This is a genomic window from Bradyrhizobium ganzhouense, from assembly GCF_049949285.1.
Lineage (GTDB): Bacteria > Pseudomonadota > Alphaproteobacteria > Rhizobiales > Xanthobacteraceae > Bradyrhizobium > Bradyrhizobium ganzhouense.
Map to the genome: position 1 here is coordinate 7,597,402 of NZ_CP181318.1, position 19,040 is coordinate 7,616,441.

Annotated in this window: 16 protein-coding genes; 10 read left to right on the plus strand and 6 right to left on the minus strand. The window is 64.6% G+C overall.

Annotated features, from left to right (window positions below):
* Positions 1–39: 39 nt before the first annotated feature.
* Both ACLFLU_RS35325 and ACLFLU_RS35330 read left to right on the plus strand, forming a co-directional pair.
* Positions 40–1,509, plus strand: a complete 1,470-nt coding sequence (locus tag ACLFLU_RS35325; RefSeq protein WP_426409292.1) for a YcjX family protein — start codon at positions 40–42, stop codon at positions 1,507–1,509.
* Positions 1,506–2,534, plus strand: a complete 1,029-nt coding sequence (locus tag ACLFLU_RS35330) for a YcjF family protein (RefSeq protein ID WP_426409293.1) — start codon at positions 1,506–1,508, stop codon at positions 2,532–2,534. Before ACLFLU_RS35325 ends, ACLFLU_RS35330 begins: the two co-directional genes overlap by 4 nt.
* 10 nt (positions 2,535–2,544) lie before the next feature.
* Here the strand turns inward: ACLFLU_RS35330 and ACLFLU_RS35335 are convergent, their stop codons facing one another.
* The gene (locus ACLFLU_RS35335; protein ID WP_426414137.1) at positions 2,545–4,050 is read right to left on the minus strand and encodes a glycosyltransferase family 39 protein; all 1,506 of its coding nucleotides are present in this window, start codon (positions 4,048–4,050) and stop codon (positions 2,545–2,547) included.
* A 445-nt stretch (positions 4,051–4,495) separates the two neighbouring features.
* Here ACLFLU_RS35335 and ACLFLU_RS35340 point away from each other — a divergent pair, with 445 nt between their 5' ends.
* The 4 genes from ACLFLU_RS35340 to ACLFLU_RS35355 all read left to right on the plus strand — a co-directional run bounded on the left by ACLFLU_RS35340 (position 4,496) and on the right by ACLFLU_RS35355 (position 8,295).
* On the plus strand, positions 4,496–6,232 hold the full coding sequence (locus tag ACLFLU_RS35340; protein WP_426409294.1) for an adenylate/guanylate cyclase domain-containing protein: 1,737 nt from the start codon (positions 4,496–4,498) through the stop codon (positions 6,230–6,232).
* Positions 6,233–6,367: 135 nt separating this feature from the next.
* Positions 6,368–7,567 carry a molybdopterin-dependent oxidoreductase gene (locus ACLFLU_RS35345; protein ID WP_426409295.1) on the plus strand — a complete coding sequence of 400 codons (1,200 nt, stop codon included), beginning with the start codon at positions 6,368–6,370 and terminating at the stop codon, positions 7,565–7,567.
* Between the two features lie 11 nt (positions 7,568–7,578).
* The gene (locus tag ACLFLU_RS35350; RefSeq protein ID WP_426409296.1) at positions 7,579–7,887 is read left to right on the plus strand and encodes a cytochrome c; all 309 of its coding nucleotides are present in this window, start codon (positions 7,579–7,581) and stop codon (positions 7,885–7,887) included.
* A gap of 207 nt (positions 7,888–8,094) precedes the next feature.
* Complete coding sequence (locus tag ACLFLU_RS35355; RefSeq protein ID WP_008134691.1) at positions 8,095–8,295, plus strand: cold-shock protein; 201 nt, start codon at positions 8,095–8,097, stop codon at positions 8,293–8,295.
* Between the two features lie 168 nt (positions 8,296–8,463).
* On the opposite strand, the gene ACLFLU_RS35360 is transcribed toward ACLFLU_RS35355, so the two are convergent.
* Positions 8,464–8,925: an Lrp/AsnC ligand binding domain-containing protein gene (locus ACLFLU_RS35360; protein WP_426409297.1), complete on the minus strand. Its 462-nt coding sequence runs from the start codon at positions 8,923–8,925 to the stop codon at positions 8,464–8,466.
* Positions 8,926–9,039: 114 nt separating this feature from the next.
* On the opposite strand from ACLFLU_RS35360, the gene putA reads away from it, so the two are divergent.
* Positions 9,040–12,057 (plus strand): bifunctional proline dehydrogenase/L-glutamate gamma-semialdehyde dehydrogenase PutA, encoded by a 3,018-nt coding sequence (gene putA / locus ACLFLU_RS35365; protein ID WP_426409298.1) that lies wholly within the window; start codon positions 9,040–9,042, stop codon positions 12,055–12,057.
* Here the strand turns inward: putA and ACLFLU_RS35370 are convergent.
* Positions 12,042–12,833: an L-dopachrome tautomerase-related protein gene (locus tag ACLFLU_RS35370; RefSeq protein WP_426409299.1), complete on the minus strand. Its 792-nt coding sequence runs from the start codon at positions 12,831–12,833 to the stop codon at positions 12,042–12,044. The genes putA and ACLFLU_RS35370 overlap by 16 nt on opposite strands.
* Before the next feature lie 502 nt (positions 12,834–13,335).
* Between ACLFLU_RS35370 and ACLFLU_RS35375 the strand changes: the two genes are divergently transcribed.
* From ACLFLU_RS35375 to ACLFLU_RS35385, 3 genes are all read left to right on the plus strand, one after another.
* On the plus strand, positions 13,336–13,698 hold the full coding sequence (locus ACLFLU_RS35375; RefSeq protein WP_426409300.1) for a winged helix-turn-helix transcriptional regulator: 363 nt from the start codon (positions 13,336–13,338) through the stop codon (positions 13,696–13,698).
* Positions 13,699–13,871: 173 nt separating this feature from the next.
* Positions 13,872–15,077 carry a CaiB/BaiF CoA transferase family protein gene (locus ACLFLU_RS35380; RefSeq protein WP_426409301.1) on the plus strand — a complete coding sequence of 402 codons (1,206 nt, stop codon included), beginning with the start codon at positions 13,872–13,874 and terminating at the stop codon, positions 15,075–15,077.
* Between the two features lie 254 nt (positions 15,078–15,331).
* Positions 15,332–15,979 (plus strand): glutathione S-transferase family protein, encoded by a 648-nt coding sequence (locus ACLFLU_RS35385; protein ID WP_426409302.1) that lies wholly within the window; start codon positions 15,332–15,334, stop codon positions 15,977–15,979.
* 9 nt (positions 15,980–15,988) lie between these two features.
* On the opposite strand, the gene ACLFLU_RS35390 is transcribed toward ACLFLU_RS35385, so the two are convergent.
* The 3 genes from ACLFLU_RS35390 to ACLFLU_RS35400 all read right to left on the minus strand — a co-directional run bounded on the left by ACLFLU_RS35390 (position 15,989) and on the right by ACLFLU_RS35400 (position 18,821).
* The gene (locus tag ACLFLU_RS35390; RefSeq protein WP_426409303.1) at positions 15,989–16,153 is read right to left on the minus strand and encodes a hypothetical protein; all 165 of its coding nucleotides are present in this window, start codon (positions 16,151–16,153) and stop codon (positions 15,989–15,991) included.
* Positions 16,154–16,181: 28 nt separating this feature from the next.
* Positions 16,182–17,750 (minus strand): hypothetical protein, encoded by a 1,569-nt coding sequence (locus ACLFLU_RS35395; protein WP_426409304.1) that lies wholly within the window; start codon positions 17,748–17,750, stop codon positions 16,182–16,184.
* A gap of 93 nt (positions 17,751–17,843) precedes the next feature.
* Positions 17,844–18,821, minus strand: a complete 978-nt coding sequence (locus ACLFLU_RS35400; RefSeq protein ID WP_426414138.1) for a hypothetical protein — start codon at positions 18,819–18,821, stop codon at positions 17,844–17,846.
* Between the last annotated feature and the right edge of the window lie 219 nt (positions 18,822–19,040).

A 19,040-nucleotide genomic window follows, 5' to 3' on the forward strand; every position in this document is an offset into this window, starting at 1 on the left:
TCCATTTTGCGTACCCCGCCCGAGATCCCCTGCGTTCATATGGCATTCAGTTTCCAGGATATGGTCGAAGAGGCGCGCCTGTCGGCCCGGGCGCTGATCGACTATGGCGAGCACTTCTTCAACCCCACGGTGCGTCTGGGCGTCACCGGCCTGTCGCGAGCCGGTAAGACCGTATTCATCACCGCGCTGATCCATGGCCTCACGCGAGGAGGCCGGTTTCCGGTGTTCGAGGCCTATGCCTCGGGACGGATCGCGCGGGCGCATCTGGCGCCGCAGCCGGACGACGCCGTGCCGCGCTTTTCCTATGAAAGTCATCTGCGCGCGCTGATCGAGGAGCGGCGCTGGCCGAGCTCGACCGTCGACATCAGCGAGCTGCGTCTCGTCATCGACTATCAGCGCCCGAACGGCGCCGACCGCACATTGACGCTCGATATCGTCGACTATCCCGGCGAATGGCTGCTCGACCTGCCGCTGCTGCAGAAGAATTTTGAGCAATGGTCGGCGGAAAGCCTGGCGCTCTCGCGTGAGGCGCCGCGCGCGCATCTCGCCGCCGATTGGCACGCGCATCTTGCGACCTTGAAGCCCGAAGCGCGCGAGGACGAGCAGGCAACGCTCACCGCTGCAAAGCTCTTCACCAGCTATTTGCGCGCCTGCCGCGACGAACGGTTTGCGATGAGCCTGTTGCCGCCCGGCCGCTTCCTGATGCCCGGCAGCCTCGCCGACACGCCGGCGCTGACCTTCGCCCCGCTCGACGTGCCCGTCGGTGGCCAGGCTCCGGAGGGATCGCTGTGGGCGATGATGGTGCGTCGCTACGAGGCCTACAAGGACGTCGTGGTGCGGCCGTTCTTCAGGGATCATTTTGCGCGGCTCGATCGCCAGATCGTGCTCGCCGATGCGCTTTCCGCATTCAATTCGGGACCCGAGGCACTGCACGATCTCGAAGCGGCGCTGGCCGGCATTCTCGACTGCTTCAACATCGGCCGCAGCACGATCCTCTCCAGCCTGTTCCGGCCGCGCATCGACCGCATCCTGTTCGCGGCGACGAAAGCGGACCATCTGCATCATTCCAGTCACGACCGGCTCGAGGCCGTGCTGCGCCGCGCGGTGACCCGGGCGCTCGCGCGCGCGGAGAATACCGGCGCGCAGATCGATGTGGTGGCACTCGCCGCCGTCCGCGCCACCCGGGAAGCCCAGGTCAGCCGTGGCCGCGACAAATTGCCCTCGATCCTGGGAACGCCGGCCGCAGGCGAAAGCGCCGGCGGTGAGTTCTTTGACGGCAATACGGAAGTCGCGACCTTTCCGGGCGACCTGCCGCTGGATCCCGAACCGCTATTCAACGGCACTGATGCATTCCGTGGATCGTCGACACAGGCTGCCGAGAAAAGCGATTTCCGCTTCCTGCGCTTCCGTCCGCCAAAGCTCGAACGCGAGGGGACGGAAGAGCCCGCGCTGCCTCATATCCGCCTCGACCGTGCCTTGCAGTTCCTGATCGGAGACAAGCTCGCATGAACGACCGATCCCAGCCGCGGCGGCCGGCGACGTTCCGGCTGGACGATCCCGGCGTCGTCGTGACCGAAGCCGACGAGACAAGCCGGCTCGGTCGCGCCACCATCCAGATCACGCCGGAGCCCGATCCGGCGACATTGCCGGTGCCGATCGAAACGGCGCGCACCGCCCGACGCGGTTTTCCCTGGGGCGCGCTGTTCTGGTCCGGCATCGCCGGGTTGACGCTGCTCGGCACCGGGCTCGGCGTCGTGCGCTTGATCGAGGATCTGTTTGCGCGCAGCGAGAGCCTCGGCTTCGTCGGGCTTGCGCTCGCCTTCGTCACCACACTTGCGCTCGCGGTGGTGATCGGGCGCGAGGCGTTTGGCCTCGCACGGCTTGCGACCATCGAAAAGCTGCATCGGCGTGCCGCCGAGGTGCTCGCCAGCGACGATCGCAAGGAGAGCCGCGCCATCGTGCAGGAACTGATCGCGATCGCGCACCAGAACCCGCAGCTTGCCCGCGCCCGTGCCGCACTCGAAAGTCATTCCGGCGAGATCATCGACGGCGCCGACATGATCCGGCTCGCCGAGCGCGAGTTGATGTCGCCGCTGGATGCGGAGGCGCGGCGACTGGTGTCGTCGGCGGCGCAGCGGGTCTCGATTGTCACCGCCGTTTCGCCGCGGGCGCTGTTCGACGTGCTCTTCGTGTTCGTGGCCTCGCTGCGTCTGATCCGCCAACTCGCCCGGCTCTATGGTGGCCGGCCCGGCGCGCTCGGCATGATCCGCCTGCTCCGCCACGTCATCGCCCATCTCGCCATCACCGGCGGTCTCGCCGCGAGCGACAGCCTGGTGCAGCAGATGCTCGGGCACGGGATTGCAGCAAAGCTGTCGCAGCGGCTCGGTGAAGGCATGCTCAACGGGCTGTTGACGGCGCGGCTGGGATTGGCTGCGATCGACGTTACGAGGCCGCTGCCGTTCGCCGCGCTGCCGCCGCCAAAGCTGTCGGATCTCGCAACGGATTTGCTGCGGAGGAAAGAAGCAGAGGAGTAGCGGTGCCACGTTACGCGTGTGAACGCGCTTCAAATTCCCCCGCCAGCACGCGCCACTGAAACAGCGGCGAGTCCTTTGGCGGAGAAAGCTCCGGGGTCCAGCCGGTGAGCTTGTCGATCGTGTAGGTGTCGATCAGGACACCGCGCCAGCGGCGTTCGACTTGCCCCAATAGCATGCGCGTCGCGGGAATCGACTCCCAGAGCGGCGAATGGTCATCGGGCTGGCGACCGACATAGATCCCCGCCTGCCCCCTGATCCGGTCCATGCCGGGATCACGAAAATCCTGGAAACGACCGCGCTCGTTGATCTCGACCACGGGCACGCGGCCGCGGAACAGCCAGCGCATCATGGCATAGGTGCGGTAGTCCGTGGTCGCGATCCAGGTCGCGCCGGTCTCATCCAGCGCGGCCTGCGCGCGCGCGGCGACCTGCTCGTAGCCGGCCTCGGCGCCGATCGGATCCATCTTGCCGAGCAAATTCCAGGGCGCGGCGACGTAATAAAGGAACACGATCACGACGAAGGCGATCCCCGACACCAGCGCCGCCTTCATCCAGAAGATGCTCGACCGGATCAACCACGCCGAACAGCCGTCTTCCGGCATCATCGCGAGGTTCACCGCGGCGGCAGCGAAGCCGACCGGCCACATGAACATCGGCCAGGTGTCGCCAACCCTGAGCGTCAGTGACTTGAAGAAGAAATAGCCGAGCGGCACCAGCACTGCGGTCGACAGCAGGATCGCCACCGGCTCGCGCCTGCGATAGCCGCGCCACGCCGTCATCAAGACGCCTAACAGCACCACAGGCAGCATGACGAAACCGACGAGGCCGAATTGCAGGCCGATAAAATCGCCGATGGTGCGCAGCGAGATGCCGTAACTGGCGGTGGCGCGCACGCCCTGGAACCGGAACGAAGCCCAGTCGTGCTGCGCGTTCCAGATCAGCACCGGCGAGAACATTGCGATCGCGATCAGCACCGCGAAGTAAGGGTAAGGGCTGCGCAGCCAGCGCCGGCGCCAATCCGGCACCAGCAGAAACGCGGCGACCGCAGGCGCGAACATGATGGCGGTGAATTTCGAGAGCAGCGACAGGCCGGCGAACAGGCCGGCCGCGAGCCACCAGCGTCCATCCCCGCTCTGCGCCAACCGCACCAACGACCACATCATCGCCATCGCAAACGGGATCATGACGACGTCGGGGGCGACCTTGGCCATCAGCAGGCCGTAATAAAGCGCGGCCTCCGGCATCAGCACCGCAACCACAACCGCGCGCACATCATGGGTGAGGCGGCGGACGATGTCGGCCAGCAAGAGCTGGGTCACCAGCATCGCAACGATGCCGCCGAAGCGGACCCCAAGCACGGTGTCGCCGAAGATCGCGGTGCCGAAGTGGATCAGCCAGGCGATGCCTGGCGGATGATCGAGGAAGCTCAGCGCCGCCTCCTTCGACCAGGTCCAGTAGTAGGCCTCGTCGGTGCGCAGCTCGATAGCGGAGGCGTAGACGATGCGCAGCACCGTCATCGCGGCGATCACCAGCGCGGCCACGACGAGCAGCCGGCGCGACGCGCCGTTGGGCTTCACGGTGATGTCGGGAGCGATCGTCACGGCCGAGCTTTTCCCCGACTTGCGAGGGGGAGTCAATGTGGCCACCGTCGTCCCGGGCAAGCGAAGCGCGACCCGGGACCCATAACCACAGGAAGCTGTGCGGGCGCGAGCTGGTAACTCCGAATCTTCGCCAAACGTCTCCCTGTAGTCGGGTCCCGGATCGGCGCGCGCTTCGGGCGCGCTTGTCCGGGACGACAGCGGAGGGATGGACGCAACGGTGGGCACGGCGCAAGAGCGCCTGTGCCCACCCTAGATACTTACTGTTACGTAACCTTGTCGCATATGTGATCCGTCGGGCCGTTCACCTGCGGAATTTAACTCTCCGCTGGCTGTTCTCCTCAGTGAAAGATAAAACCGAATCATGGCCACGACCGCCCTTTCACGATTGCCCGAACTCGTCCGCTCGACCAGCGCGAGGCAGGTGCGGCTGGTCTGCGGCGTGATCCTGTTCGCTTACGTGCTCAGCCATTTCCTCAATCATGCGCTCGGCAATATCTCCGTCGATGCCATGCAGATCGGGGTCTACTACCACACGTCGTTCTGGCAGTTCTTGCCCGTCGCGATCGTGTTCTATGGCGCAGCCTTGACCCATATGGGGCTCGGCATCTATGCGCTGTACCAGCGACGCCAGTTCCGCTGGCGGACGATCGAGCCGTTGCAACTCGTGCTGGGGCTGAGCATCCCGGCGCTGGTGATGGCGCATGTGATCGGCGTGCGGCTCGGCCAGACATTGTACGGCCACGAGAAGCTCTATCCGCAGGAGCTCTATCTGTTCTTCGTTTCGGCGCCCAACCGGCTCTGGACGATGACGATCCTGCTCATCGTCGCCTGGGTGCACGGCTCCATCGGCATCTATTTCTGGCTGCGGCTGAAGCCGTTCTTCATCCGCGCGGCGCCGTATTTGCTGGCGGCCGCCGTGCTGATCCCGACGCTGGCGCTGCTCGGCATCTACCAGGGTGGCCGCAGCGTCGCCGCCGAGAGCGAGGACGGCGAGTGGCGCACCCATAATTTCACGCAGCGCCAGGTCGGCACGGTCGCGGAGGCCGATACGCTCGACCGCATCACCGGCGGTCTCACGATGGGTTACATCGGCCTGCTCGGGCTGGCGCTGCTCGCGCGCGGCGTGCGCGGCTGGCGTGAGCGGCGCGGCGGCATGATCGCGCTGTCCTACGGCAACGGCAAGACGGTGCGCGTGCCCAAGGGCCTCTCGGTGCTGGAAGCCAGCCTGCGCCACAACGTGCCGCATGCCAGCGTCTGCGGCGGCCGCGCCCGCTGCTCGACCTGCCGCATCCGCATCATCGGCGACCACGGCACCCTGCCCGAGCCGTCGCAGCGCGAGGCCTTCGTGCTGGCCCGCGTCGGCACCGCCGATCCCTCGATCCGGCTTGCCTGCCAGCTGCGACCGAACTCCGACCTCTCCTTCTTCCAGCTGTTTATGCCGCAGATGCTGTCGGCCAACGCGCCGGCGTCCTCGCCTTCGAGAATCGGCCAGGAGCGCTATCTCGTCAGCCTGTTCGTGGACATGCGCGGCTCGACGCAGCTCGCCGAGAAGCGGCTGCCGTTCGACACCGTCTTCATCGTCAATCGCTTCCTCGGCGCGGTGTCGCAGGCCGTGATCGAGAATGGCGGCCAGCCGAACCAGTTCGTCGGCGACGGCATGCTGGCGCTGTTCGGCCTCACCAGCGATCCGCAGACCGCCTGCCGACAGGCGCTGAAGGCGGTGGCCGCCATCGCGGCCCATGTGGACGAGCTCAACGAGCTGCTGAGCCACGATTTGCGCCAGCCGATCCGCTTCGGCATCGGCGTGCATGGCGGCGAGGTCATCATCGGCGACATCGGCTACCGTGACCACATCGTCTTCACCGCGCTCGGCGACGCCGTGAACGTCGCGGCCCGGCTTCAGGACATGACCAAGACGCTGGCCTGCGAGGCGATCGTCTCCGAGGAAGTCCGCCGCACCGCCGGCCTTCACGACGATGCGCTACCGCAGCAGGAAGTCGCGATCCGCGGCCGCGACGAGCCCATGGTGGTGCGCGTCATCTCCGACACCAGGACATTGTCCGCCCTCATCGCCGGCGGCGAGCGCGTCGCGGCGTAACACCGGCTTGTTGCAGCGCAACGGCATGGGCTTGCTGCGAAAGCACGAATTGACTCCACCCCAGTCGTTGCGACAGATGGGCACAGGATCGCGGTGATGACCGCGAGCCAACGAAAAGCTCCGGGAGGAGACTAAATGTTCGACCGACGCGACCTGCTCAAAGGAGCGGGCCTTGCCGCTGTTGCTGCTACACTGAACTCCACCAAAGCACTCGCACTCGACACCGTTACGCTCCCCTTCGCAAATGGCGAGCGGCCGCTGGTGAGATATCCGCAGAAGCGGCCGATGATCGGGCTCACCAGCCGGCCGCCGCAGCTCGAGACGCCGTTCGCGGTGTTCAACGACGGCCCAATCACGCCGAACAACGCGTTCTTCGTGCGCTATCACCTCGCCGGCCTCCCCTACGATCTCGATCCCGACAAGTTCACGCTCGAGGTCAAGGGCAAGGTCGACAAGCCGCTGAAGTTGTCGCTGAAGGACATCCGGAAGATGAAGGCGACCGAGATCGTCGCCGTCAACCAGTGCTCCGGCAACAGCCGCGGCCTCGTGGAGCCGCGCGTCGCCGGCGGCCAGCTTGGCAATGGCGCGATGGGCAATGCCCGCTGGCGCGGCGTGCCGCTGAAGGCGGTGCTGGAGATGGCAGGCGTGCAAGCCGGCGCCAAGCAGGTCGTATTCGCTGGTATGGATGGCCCGGTGAGCGACAAGACGCCCGACTTCGCCAAAGCGCTCGACCTCGCTCACGCCACCGACGGCGAGGTGATGCTGGCCTATGGCATGAACGGCGACGATTTGCCGTTCCTCAACGGCTTCCCGCTGCGCCTGGTCGTGCCGGGCTATTACGGCACCTACTGGGTCAAGCACCTCAACGAGATCACCGTCATCGACAGCGTCTATGACGGCTTCTGGATGAAATCGGCCTATCGCATTCCGGACACGCCGGACAATTCGATCGAGCCCGGCACCGCGCCGAAGGCGACGATCCCGATCAACCGCTTCACCATCCGCTCCTTCATCACCAGCCTCCCCGACGGCGCCAAGCTGAAGGCGGGACGCACAACCCTGCGCGGCATCGCCTTCGACGGCGGCAAGGGCATCAAGGACGTCTCGGTCTCCATCGATGGCGGCAAGACCTGGATAGCCGCGACCCTCGGCAAGGATCTCGGCAACTACTCATTCCGCGAATGGAAGCTGCCGGTAAAGCTTGCCGCGGGCCAGGTCGAGCTCAGGGTGCGCGCCACCAGCAATTCCGGCGAGACGCAGCCGGAGACGCCGCGCTGGAATCCGGCGGGTTATTTGCGCAACGTCGTCGAAGCCGTCCGCGTCAGCGTGGCCTGAGGAGAATGATCATGCAGCGCACCGTTCTCAGCGCCATCACCCTTGTTGTCGCCACCCTGGTGGGTTCGGCCCTCGCAGCGCCGGTCGATTACAAGACGCCGGATGAGGTCGCAGCCTTCAAGCCCGGGCCCAATCTCGAGGTGGTTCAGGGCAATTGCGCCGCCTGCCACTCGTCCGACTACATCGCCACACAGCCGCCGATGAAGGACAAGAAAGGGTTCTGGCAGGCTGAGGTGACCAAGATGATCAAGGTCTATGGCGCACCGATCGACGATGCCGACGTCGGCAGGATCGTCGACTATCTGGCCGCGACTTATTGACGGAGGGCGTGGTGCGTCCGGCAGAATTGACCGCGAAACGGGCAAAACCGGTAAAAACGCCGCGAAGTTGAGCGAATTTCCGCGAAATGCCGATGTGGTTTGATCTACCAAGCCCGCCACATTCCGCGTATCCTATAGGACCGAACCGGCCGGTTGGCGGGGACTGGCGGTTCGCGATCTCGGAGGAAGACCCGCGGAGAAGTCGTGATGGCTAAAGGTACGGTCAAGTGGTTCAACCCGACGAAGGGTTATGGATTTATCCAGCCTGCGTCGGGCGGCAAGGATGTGTTCGTGCATATCTCGGCAGTGCAGAAGGCCGGTCTGTCCTCCCTCAACGAGGGCCAGACGGTTGAGTATGAAGAGATCGCAAACCGGGGCAAGACGTCCGCAGAGAACCTCAAAGTATAAGCCCGCCAGCCTTTGCTGCCTCCCGGATCTGTCCGGGAGTTGGGCCAAGAAAATTTTAGAAGACGATCAGTGCATTCGACGACAGGCGTTGCGACTGCGCGCGGAAACTATTTGTCTGTAGAGATCGCCGATCAACGCCGCAGCAGTGACAATCGCGACCGCATTTCGTCAGCCAACCGGCAACGGTGCGTCGCGCTTGATCTCCTCCATCACCGCATAGGTGCGCGTTTCGCGCACACCCGGCATCGACAGCAAGGTCTCGCCGAGGAAGCGCCGATACGCGCTCATGTCCGCCAGCCGCGCCTTCACTAGATAGTCGAAGCCTCCGGCAACCATGTGACACTCCAGCACTTCGGGCGCGAGTTTTACTGCGCGCGCAAAACGCTCGAAATTGTCGGGCGTGGTCTTGTCGAGCAGCACCTCGACGAACACCAGCAGGCCGAGACCAAGCCGGTGCGGATTGAGCCGTGCCCCATAGCCCTCGACGACGCCCTCGCGCTGCAGGCGCTTCAGCCGCTCGCCGACCGAGGTCGGCGACAGCCCAATGCGCTCGGCCAGCTCGACATTGGCGATTCGCCCATCCTCCTGCAAAATCGAGAGGATTTTCCGGTCGATTCGATCGAGTTCCATGTTTTATTCGGCTGATAAGCTAATGGTCTTCATTTCCTAAGGCAAATCGGCTAATTTGTCTATCGAACTACGGTAACGCGGGCATTATCCTGGATTTCAGCCACAGGACACGCCATGCCGAACATCCCGCCGCCCTTCTCCGCCCCCTACGCGCCCGATGACGCCGACATCGCTGCGCGTCTGCTGGCGTCGGCACATCTGAGCCCGCCGCAGGAGGCGCGGATCGACCGCACCGCGACCCGGCTGATCGAGGCGATCCGCAAGCGGGACGACCGGCTTGGCGGGGTCGAGGACATGCTGCGCGAGTTCGCGCTCTCGACCAAGGAAGGCCTCGCCCTGATGGTGCTGGCGGAAGCGCTGCTGCGCGTGCCCGACGCACGCACCGCCGACCAATTCATCGAGGACAAGCTCGGCGAGGGCGATTTCATCCATCACGAGACCAAGTCCACGGCGTTCCTGGTCAACGCCTCGGCCTGGGCGCTCGGCCTGTCGGCGCGCGTGATCCAGCCCGGCGAGACGCCGGACGGCACTATCGGCCGCCTCGTGAAGCGGCTCGGCGCGCCGGCCGTGCGCACGGCCACGCGCCAGGCGATGCGGCTGATGGGCAATCATTTCGTGCTGGGCGAAACCATCGAGCAGGCGCTGGAGCGGGGTAAGCCGCGCTCCGGCCAGAAGCCGCGCTACTCCTTCGACATGCTCGGCGAAGGCGCGCGCACGGCGGCCGACGCCAAGCGCTATTTCGACGCCTATGCGAGCGCGATCGAAACCATCGGCAAGGCGGCGGGCAACCATCCCCTACCCGACCGGCCCGGCATCTCCGTGAAACTCTCGGCGCTGCATCCGCGCTTCGAGGCGATCAGCCGCGCCCGCGTGATGGCCGAACTGGTGCCGCAACTGCTGGATCTGGCCCGGCGCGCCAGGGCGTACGACCTCAACTTCACCGTCGATGCCGAGGAAGCCGACCGGCTTGAGCTGTCGCTCGACGTCATCGCGGCAACGCTCGCGGATGCCTCGCTCAAAGGCTGGGACGGGTTCGGGCTTGCGATCCAGGCCTATCAGAAGCGCGCCAGCGCGGTGATCGACTACGTCCACGAGCTGGCGCGGGCGCACGACCGCAAGCTGATGGTGCGGCTGGTCAAGGGCGCCTATTGGGACACCGAGATCAAGCGCGCGCAGGAGCGCGGTCTCGACGGCTATCCGGTGTTCACGCGCAAGGCGATGACGGATCTGAATTACGTCGCCTGCGCATCAAAGCTTTTGAGTCTGCGGCCGCGCATCTTCCCGCAATTTGCGACCCACAACGCGCTCACGGTCGCAACCGTGCTGGAGCTGGCCGGCGACGCCGGCTCGTTCGAATTCCAGCGCCTGCACGGCATGGGCGAAGCGCTCTACGAGCAGCTCGCCAAGGATCACCCCGACATCGCCTACCGCACCTATGCGCCGGTCGGCAGCCATCGCGACCTGCTCGCCTATCTGGTGCGGCGGCTGCTCGAGAACGGCGCCAACTCATCCTTCGTGGCGCAGGCGGCCGACTACCGTGTCCCGGTCCCGGCGCTGTTGAAGCGCCCGGTCGATCTCATCGTCCGGCCCGATCACGCGCATCACGCCAAGATCCCGCTGCCGGGCGATCTCTTTGCGCCGGAGCGGCATAATTCAGCCGGGATCGAGTTCGGCGAGCGCGCGGCGCTTGACCGGTTGCTGGCCGAGGTCAAGGCCGCGGCGTCCGACAAGCCGGTCACTGACGCAACACCTGAGCAGGCGGGCGCAGCGATCGCTGCGGCGCGCGCCGGCTTTGTGACCTGGAGCCGGACGCCGGCCCCGACACGCGCAGCGGCGCTGGAGCAGGCCGCGCATCTCCTGGAGAGCCGCAGCGCGTATTTCATCGCGGCACTTCAGCGCGAGGGCGGCAAGACGCTCGACGACGCGCTCTCCGAGCTGCGCGAGGCCGCCGATTTCTGCCGCTATTATGCGGCGCAGGGCCGAAAACTGTTCGGCAGCGAGGTCGCGATGCCGGGCCCGACCGGCGAGAGCAACACGCTTGCCATGCGCGGCCGCGGCGTGTTTGTCGCGATCTCGCCGTGGAACTTTCCGCTGGCGATTTTCCTCGGCCAGGTCACCGCCGCGCTGATGGCCGGCAACAGCGTCGTCGCAAAACCCGCCGAGCAGACACCGCGCATCGCGGTTGAGGCCGTCGCCCTGCTGCATGAGGCCGGCATCCCGAAAAACGCGCTGCATCTCGTCATCGGCGACGGCCGCATCGGCGCGGTGCTCACGGCGCATCCTGATATTGCCGGCGTCGTCTTTACCGGCTCGACCGAGGTCGCACGTCACATCAACCGGACGCTCGCCGCCAAGGATGGACCGATCGTGCCACTGATCGCGGAGACCGGCGGCATCAATGCCATGATTGCCGATGCAACCGCGCTGCCCGAACAGGTTGCCGACGACGTCGTCACCTCCGCGTTCCGTTCCGCGGGCCAGCGCTGCTCGGCGCTGCGGCTGCTGTTCATGCAGGAGGACGTCGCCGACCGCATGATCGAGATGATCGCGGGCGCGGCGCGCGAATTGAAGATCGGCGATCCCGCCGACATCGCGACCCATGTCGGCCCGGTGATCGACGAAGACGCCAAGCAGCGGCTCGATGCGCACATCGCGCGGATGAAGACCGAGGCGCGGCTGCACTTTGCAGGCGCAGCACCAGAGGGCTGCTTCGTCGCGCCCCAAATCTTCGAGCTCCGCGATGCCGGCCAGCTCACGGAGGAAGTATTCGGCCCGATCCTGCATGTGGTGCGCTACCGCGCCGAGACCCTCGCGCGAGTCCTGCAAGCGATCGAGCGCACCGGCTACGGCCTGACGCTCGGCATCCACTCCCGCATCGACGACACGGTCGAGGCCATCATCGACCGTGTCCAGGTCGGCAACATCTACGTCAACCGCAACATGATCGGCGCCGTGGTCGGCGTCCAGCCGTTCGGCGGCAACGGCCTGTCCGGAACCGGCCCCAAGGCCGGCGGCCCGCACTATCTGGCGCGCTTCGCCACCGAGCAGACCGTGACCATCAACACCGCTGCCGCCGGCGGCAACGCTGCGCTGCTCGCCGGCGAGGCGCTCGCACCTTACCGGGAGATATAGCCCGCGGCCTCCGGCTTGAACCGGTAGATCAGATAGGGCGTCTTGTTCTCTGCCTTGCCGTTGTGAAACATCGCGGCAGCAGAGACCTGGGACGCCGAGACGTACATGTACCCGTCGGGAGACGCCGTAATGCCGTCCGGCCACACCATGTCGGGGTCATTGAGATAGGTTCGGTATTTCCGGTCCGACCCGATGATGCCGATCGATTTGGATTCGACGGCGGTCAGGTAGATGTTGCCGGCATAGTCGATGGATAGCCCGCCATTGTTCGGCTTGTCGGAGTAGCGTTCGACCCTTTTGCTCAATTCTTCGGAGCCGAGCTTCTCGTTCCCGAGGTCGGCGGCTTTGATCCGGTAGAGAGATCGGCCGCTAAGCGGAGCGAAGTAGACCCACTCCGAGTTGACGTCCATCGTGATGCCGTCGCAGCCGACCTTGATGATGGACGCCTTGCCGTCCTTGCCCGGCACGGTCAGATCGTTGCCGTCCACCGTGATCGGGATATTTTCCGGAACGGTCGATCGATCGCCATCCAGCACGCGCCGCGCGGCCCCGGTGTCCATGTCGATCACGATGATCGCCGCGTGGGAACCATCGCCTCCCGGCCCGATGTTTTCGTCCGCGATGTAGAATTTGCGATGCTTCTGATCGATCACGATGTCTTGCGGCTGAGATCCCGTCACCGTGACCGGCTCCGGCATATAGTAAATTCGCTCGAGCTTGTTCGCCCGCGTATTCCAGCCGACGAGTTTTGGCGTAATCCGGGTTCGAAACCCCATATCGATGATCCATACGATTCCACTTTCGTCGGACCGCAGACCCAGCACGTTGTCGAGGTACTGATCCGTTCCCTTCCTTGGAGCGTTCCACTCGGCATTCGGAAAGGGCTCGAAAGTCGTCGGGGATGTCAGCCTGGCTACTCTCAGATCGGGCTCATAGAATGGATGGTGACTGAAGATCAGCTGATTGTCCGGCGTGAACGCAATATTGCCGACGGACTGAGGCAGTCTCGCGAATATCTCCGCCTTGCCGCCTTGGGCCTGCGCCGCTCCACCCAGACATGTAATCGCTATCGATGCACAGATCAGATTCCGCCTCACAGTTTTCATGTGTCTCACTCCCTTGGTCGTCATTGTTGCTTATGAAGGCTTGGATGTTTCGAGGACCGCAGCGTCCGCCCGTATGCGGCAGTCGCCGACTTGTCCGGACCACTGTTAGCCGGTAGCCTCAGATCTTGCGATACGCACAAGAATTGCCACTAGTATCGAAAAGGATACCGTCATGGCCAAACCTCGGCACTCGCGCTTCGATTGCGCCCCGGGCTGCGCGGTCGAAGCCGCCATCAGCCTCATCGATGGGAAATGGAAATGCGTCATCCTCTTCCACCTTCTGGAAGGGACGGTTCGCTTCAACGAAATCAAGCGGCGAATTCCGACCGTCACGCATCGGACGCTTACAAATCAACTCCGCGAGCTCGAGATGGACGGATTGATTGTACGAACGGTCTATCCGCAAGTGCCGCCGAAGGTGGAATACAGCCTTTCGGAATTGGGAAGAAGCATGACGCCTGTGCTGAAGGCGTTGAAGGCGTGGGGAGACTCCAACATCGGCCTGTTCGGCAACCGCGAGTCCGTCGCGGCCTGACAAGAGATGCCACTCGGTCGCGTTGATCGGCCACAAGGCGGCCTCCTTGCTGATGATCTGGTCGGGCGCGAACGACGTTGCATCCGGCCTGAACATCGGTCAAATGATTGTGCTGTCAGGGATTACAGAATTCCAGCCAGCGGGAAACAACAAGAGCGAGGAGCAACGCCGCGATGGAAAAAGGCATTTTTGCAGGTCTCAAGGTTCTGGACTGCGCGAGCTTCATCGCGGCGCCCGCGGCTGCCACCGTGCTGTCCGATTTTGGCGCCGACGTCATCAAGATCGAACCACCCGGCGCCGGCGACCCCTACCGCAATCTGCCCAACCTGCCCGGCTATCCCACCGGCGAGCACAATTTCGCCTGGCTGCTCGAGGCCCGCAACAAAAAGAGCCTCGCGCTCGACCTCTCCAAGCCCGAGGCCCAGGCCGTGCTCTACAAGCTGGTCGAAGAGGCCGACGTCTTCATCACCAACATGCCGCCGCCGGTGCGAACCAAGCTCGGCATCACCTATGACCACCTCGCGCATCTCAACGACCGGCTCATCTACGCCTCCTTCACCGGCTATGGCGAGAAGGGCGAGGAAGCCAACAAGCCCGGCTTCGACAGCAACGCCTATTGGGCGCGCTCCGGCCTGATGGATCTCGTCCGTGCCGACATCGACACGACGCCGGCCCGCTCGGTCGCCGGCATGGGCGACCATCCCTGCGCCATGGCGCTGTACAGCGCGATCGTCACTGCGCTCTATCAGCGCGAGAAGACCGGCAAGGGCTCGCATGTCGCCTCCAATCTGATGGCCAACGGCGTGTGGGCCGCAAGCGTGCTGGCGCAGGCCAAGCTCTGCGGCGCCAAGTTCGGCGAGCGGCGCCCGCGCGAGCGCGCGCTCAACGCGGTCGCCAACCACTATCAGTGCAAGGACGGCCGCTGGTTGATCCTGTCACTGCTCAACGAGGAGCGGCAATGGCCGACACTGGCCAAATGCCTCGGCCGCGAAGACCTGGTCACCGATCCGCGTTTTGCCACCAAGCCCGACCGTCACGCCCGCTCGATCGAGCTGATCAAGATCTTCGACGAGACGTTTGCCACCAGGGATCTCGCCGAATGGCGCAAGATCCTCGACGGCAACGGGCTGGTGTTCGGCATCGTCGGCATTCTCGACGACATCCCGAACGACAAGCAGATGCTCGACAACGAGGTGCTTGTGCCGTTCGAGAACGACACCATGCTCACCATCTCCAGCCCGATCTGGATCGACGGCACCAAGAAGGTGCAGCCGCGCAAGCCGCCCGGCGTCGGCGAGCACAGTGACGAGATTTTGCGTGGCGCGGGATACGACGAGGCGGCGATCAAGCAGCTGCGAGGTTCGGGAGCGGTGGGGTAAGGTCGCGCCTCACACTCCGCCGTCGTCCCGGCGAAAGCCGGGACCCATTACCACAGGGAGTGGTTTGGCGAAGACTCGTCGTTCGGTACGCCGACCACCCGCAATCGATGGATTCCGCGGTATGGGTCCCGGCCTTCGCCGGGACGACGGTGGAGAGCGCGGATGCATTGCTGGATTGCTTCGCTGCGCTCGCAATGACGACGCGGGACCAGAGCGATATAACAATCGGCAAGATACCAATGCCGTGAGGTCCCATGCCCCTCTATCGCCTGCATTACTTCCCCGAATCCGGCAACAGCTACAAGCTGGCGCTGATGCTCACGCTCTGTGGCGAGACGTTCGAGCCGGTCTGGACCGACTTTGGCGGCGGCGTCACGCGCACGGCGGAGTGGCGCAAGGCCGTCAACGAGATGGGCGAGATTCCCGTGCTCGAGGTCGATGGCGTGAAGATGACACAGACGGCGCCTCTCCTGCTCAAGCTCGCCGATCAGTACGGCCGTTTCGGCGCCGAGACAGAGGCGGAAAAATTCGAGCTGCTGCGCTGGCTGTTCTGGGACAACCACAAGCTCACCGGTTACATGGCGACCTACCGCTTCATGCGGGCCTTCACCGAGAAGAACGATCCGCAGGTGCTGAAGCATTTTCGCCGGCGGCTCGAGGATTTTCTCGGCATTCTCGACGGGCATCTTCAGCACAATGCTTTTGCGATCGGCAGCAAGCCGACCGTCGCTGACATCTCGATGATGGCCTATCTGCACTATCCGAGCGACGAGCACGGCTTTGATTTCGCGGCGAGCCATCCCTCGATTCACGCCTGGCTCGGCCGCATGGCCGCGCTACGCGGCTGGAAGCCGGCGTATGAACTGCTTCCGGGAAAACGGATGACGAACTACGCCAAGTGAGGGCGCCGATTATTTCAGCACCAGCCAGCCGAGCGTGAACAGGATGCCGCCGATGATGACGACGACCGCGACCGCCCAGGTGCTGACGCGGATGCTGCCGGTGACCTGTTTGGCTTCCTCATTGCGCGCGATCTCGCGATTGCGCTCCTTGTTGGCGTCGCTGGTATCCGTCATGGGTCATCCAAATCGCTTGGGAGCGGGCCTAACGCGTCTTGATGAAGCACATGCCAATGCGGCTCGAGGCGGCCGCGGGCTGACAGGTGAGACCTTTAGCACAGGTCCATGACGTAAAACTCTCATCGGGCGTTCCCGATCCCGCATTTTGTAAAGAACAATGGGCGCCCCAGCCGTCCTGATATTCGGTGCCGGCGAGCTCCCGGCTGCCGCGGGTCTGCGGCCGGCTGGCAAATCCGCGCGAGAAATCAGGGCGTTTGCCGGCGGCAAAGGCGGCCAGGATGTCGCGGCGGCGGAGCTGGTCGCCGACGAAATGCGGCGAGGCCGGCACGATGGTGGAGTTCGACGCCTTGTCCGTCAGCCAGTCCACGCCGGGAAAATGGAAGCCGCCGATGCCGCGGGTCTGGTGGCAGCCCGAGCAGGTGACGTCGTTGAGACGGCGTTGGAAGCCCGCCACCGAGCGGATGTTCTCCATGCCGATGCCGTGTGCCGCGGCCTGCTTCAGTGCACCGACGACGTCGTTGTCGGTGAAGACGGGATCGCTCTTGCCCTCGCCTTTGCCTTCCCCTTGCATCATCCCGAACTCGGGCTGCATGTCCGATGCATCGAAGCCGGCCGGCGTCGGCGCGATCGCGGCCTTGGCCAAAAACTTCTCCGGGATCAGCACGGTGCCGCGATCGAAGTCGCGAAGATTCTCCGGCGCAAGCAGCCAGGCCTTGAAGTCGCGCCGCAGCGAATCTTCGGCGAGGATGCGGTCGCGGTCGATCTGGTTCTCCAGCGTCGATTCCTCGAACGTCTTGGTCGCCGCGTCGTATTTGAACACCTTGAGCAGATAGTCGGAGCGGAAATCGTGCAGCGCCGATTTCGGTGCGATCGAGATCTGGATGTTGGTCTCGACGCGATCGATCATCGCATCATAGGGGACGGTGCGGCTGCCGATGAGCCCTTGCCAATCGCCATTGTCCAGCCAGCGCCGCGCGACCTCGGCGCAGGTGACAGGCTTGCCGTTGCCATCGGTCTGGTGTGCATCGCGCGCCTTCATCACCAGATTGAACGTCATCGGCAGGCGCGTCGCGGACTTGCTGCCGTCGGGACCTGTCTCGAATCGCGCCAAACGATAGATCAGCCGGATCTCACCGCATTGCTCTTCCGACACATAGGCGCGGTCCATGCGGTTGACGATGCCGGCCAGCACGAAGCGCGTGTTGGCGGATTTCAGGTTTGCCCGGTCGAACAGCTGGACGTCAAAACCTTCGCCGACACCGATGGTCTCGCTTGGAGAAGTCGCCTTTTGCCGCGCAATGTAGCGATCGAACTCCGCATCGATTGCCGCGGGAATCTCCTTGAGCTGCGGCAGCGAGGCGAACAGCAGATCGCTCGTCAGCGGACCATCCGCGTTCCGCTCCGGCTGCAGCAGCCGGGGAATCGACAGAGCATCGCTCCGGTCGAGCTTGCGAAGGAGATCGGGATCGGTGATCGCGGTGCCGCGCGCGAGCGGCGCGTTCTCTACTGCCGAAAGCGACATGACGCTGCCAAACAACATAGCGGCAGCCAGAAGGATTTGGGCAGCCAGGAGAATTCGCAGCGCGCGGCTCATGCCTCCACTAACACCGCGCTCCGCCGCCTATTCAAGCAAAAAGGCGCTTCACGCGGTGGTGAAGCGCCTCTTGAAAAGTCGGCTATCTGACGCCTAGCGCGAGACGATCAGGCCCTTGGCGGTGACGACCACCCAGCGGCCGTCCTGGCGGCGGATCGCATCGACGCGGCCGATGCCGGGGATGGGATCGCCGGCATAGACCTCATACAAGCCATTCCGGCCCTCGATCAGCGCGCCGCCATTGGCAACGTCACGCAGCCTCCAGCCGTCGATCGTCGGCAGGCGGCCGACCTCTGTCTTGGGCGCGGCGGGCACGGGCGCCTGCGCAGCAGCGGCCGCCTGGGTCGGGGCCGGCGCGATCGAGCCGGTGGTCTCCTTCGCGGGCGCCGCGGCTGCGGCCTGCGCGGGGGCTGCCGGCGGCGTGGCGCGGAGCTTGTCGACGGTCTCGGACAGCTTTGCGAGCTTAGCCATCGGTTCGGCCTGCGCCTTCTCGAGCTTGTCGAGGCGGTCGTTGGCCCGGTTGATCTGGCTGAGGCCATTCTTCGAGGTGTGCTCGACATTGGCCTTGAGCGCGACGATGTCGGCATCGATCCGGGAGACCGAGGCATCCAGCGCACTGGTATCGGCAACCTGCGCCGGCGCGGGACCAGCGAAATGCATCATGCCGGCGGTTGCGAGCGCGCCGCTGACGGCGCCAACGCAGGCCGCGATCGCCACCACCGCAGCCATCGCCGACAGGCGGCGCTTGCTGCCGGTGTCGCGCACCTCGTCGGCCTTCACATGCGGGGCAAACTCTTCGCGGTCCCAGGACCGCTCCGAGGGCGCCATGACAATGAGCTTGCCGGGTTTCGGCTCGGGCTTGGTCTCGGCCTTGGCTTCAAGCTTCGGCACCTCAATCCTTGAAGCCTCGATCTTTGGCGGCTCGACCTGCGGAGCGTCCGCTTTGGGCGGCGTCTCATGGTCAGGGGCGATCGAGGGGGCCTCGATGCCGGCGGCAGCCTCGACGGCCTGCGGCGCGGTTGCGGCGGCGTCAGTCCGGTCACCCGCCTCTTGGCCGGCCAGTTCGGGCATTGCTTCGCTCACGGCTCAAATACTCCAGTCTAGGTTGACTTTTTGGTAACTTTCATTGCTTGCGAATTCCTTACCTCGGGATCCGCTTACCGAAATTTTAGGAACTCGTCCGAGGCCGAATTGGGTCGGGAAAGTGGAACCGGCGTGGCGCCGTGCAACAAATTGTCAGCCGATGCTGCCCTGCGGCATGCCGCGCGCCTTAGCCGAAGGGGTTGTTTG

Bases quoted from the DNA above. Each gene is read 5' to 3' on its own strand.
- ACLFLU_RS35325 (WP_426409292.1), top strand. From the start codon at position 40: ATGGCATTCAGTTTCCAGGATATGGTCGAAGAGGCGCGCCTGTCGGCC.
- ACLFLU_RS35330 (WP_426409293.1), top strand. From the start codon at position 1,506: ATGAACGACCGATCCCAGCCGCGGCGGCCGGCGACGTTCCGGCTGGAC.
- ACLFLU_RS35335 (WP_426414137.1), bottom strand. From the start codon at position 4,050: ATGACGGTGCTGCGCATCGTCTACGCCTCCGCTATCGAGCTGCGCACC.
- ACLFLU_RS35340 (WP_426409294.1), top strand. From the start codon at position 4,496: ATGGCCACGACCGCCCTTTCACGATTGCCCGAACTCGTCCGCTCGACC.
- ACLFLU_RS35345 (WP_426409295.1), top strand. From the start codon at position 6,368: ATGTTCGACCGACGCGACCTGCTCAAAGGAGCGGGCCTTGCCGCTGTT.
- ACLFLU_RS35350 (WP_426409296.1), top strand. From the start codon at position 7,579: ATGCAGCGCACCGTTCTCAGCGCCATCACCCTTGTTGTCGCCACCCTG.
- ACLFLU_RS35355 (WP_008134691.1), top strand. From the start codon at position 8,095: ATGGCTAAAGGTACGGTCAAGTGGTTCAACCCGACGAAGGGTTATGGA.
- ACLFLU_RS35360 (WP_426409297.1), bottom strand. From the start codon at position 8,925: ATGGAACTCGATCGAATCGACCGGAAAATCCTCTCGATTTTGCAGGAG.
- putA (WP_426409298.1), top strand. From the start codon at position 9,040: ATGCCGAACATCCCGCCGCCCTTCTCCGCCCCCTACGCGCCCGATGAC.
- ACLFLU_RS35370 (WP_426409299.1), bottom strand. From the start codon at position 12,833: ATGGGGTTTCGAACCCGGATTACGCCAAAACTCGTCGGCTGGAATACG.
- ACLFLU_RS35375 (WP_426409300.1), top strand. From the start codon at position 13,336: ATGGCCAAACCTCGGCACTCGCGCTTCGATTGCGCCCCGGGCTGCGCG.
- ACLFLU_RS35380 (WP_426409301.1), top strand. From the start codon at position 13,872: ATGGAAAAAGGCATTTTTGCAGGTCTCAAGGTTCTGGACTGCGCGAGC.
- ACLFLU_RS35385 (WP_426409302.1), top strand. From the start codon at position 15,332: ATGCCCCTCTATCGCCTGCATTACTTCCCCGAATCCGGCAACAGCTAC.
- ACLFLU_RS35390 (WP_426409303.1), bottom strand. From the start codon at position 16,153: ATGACGGATACCAGCGACGCCAACAAGGAGCGCAATCGCGAGATCGCG.
- ACLFLU_RS35395 (WP_426409304.1), bottom strand. From the start codon at position 17,750: ATGAGCCGCGCGCTGCGAATTCTCCTGGCTGCCCAAATCCTTCTGGCT.
- ACLFLU_RS35400 (WP_426414138.1), bottom strand. From the start codon at position 18,821: ATGCCCGAACTGGCCGGCCAAGAGGCGGGTGACCGGACTGACGCCGCC.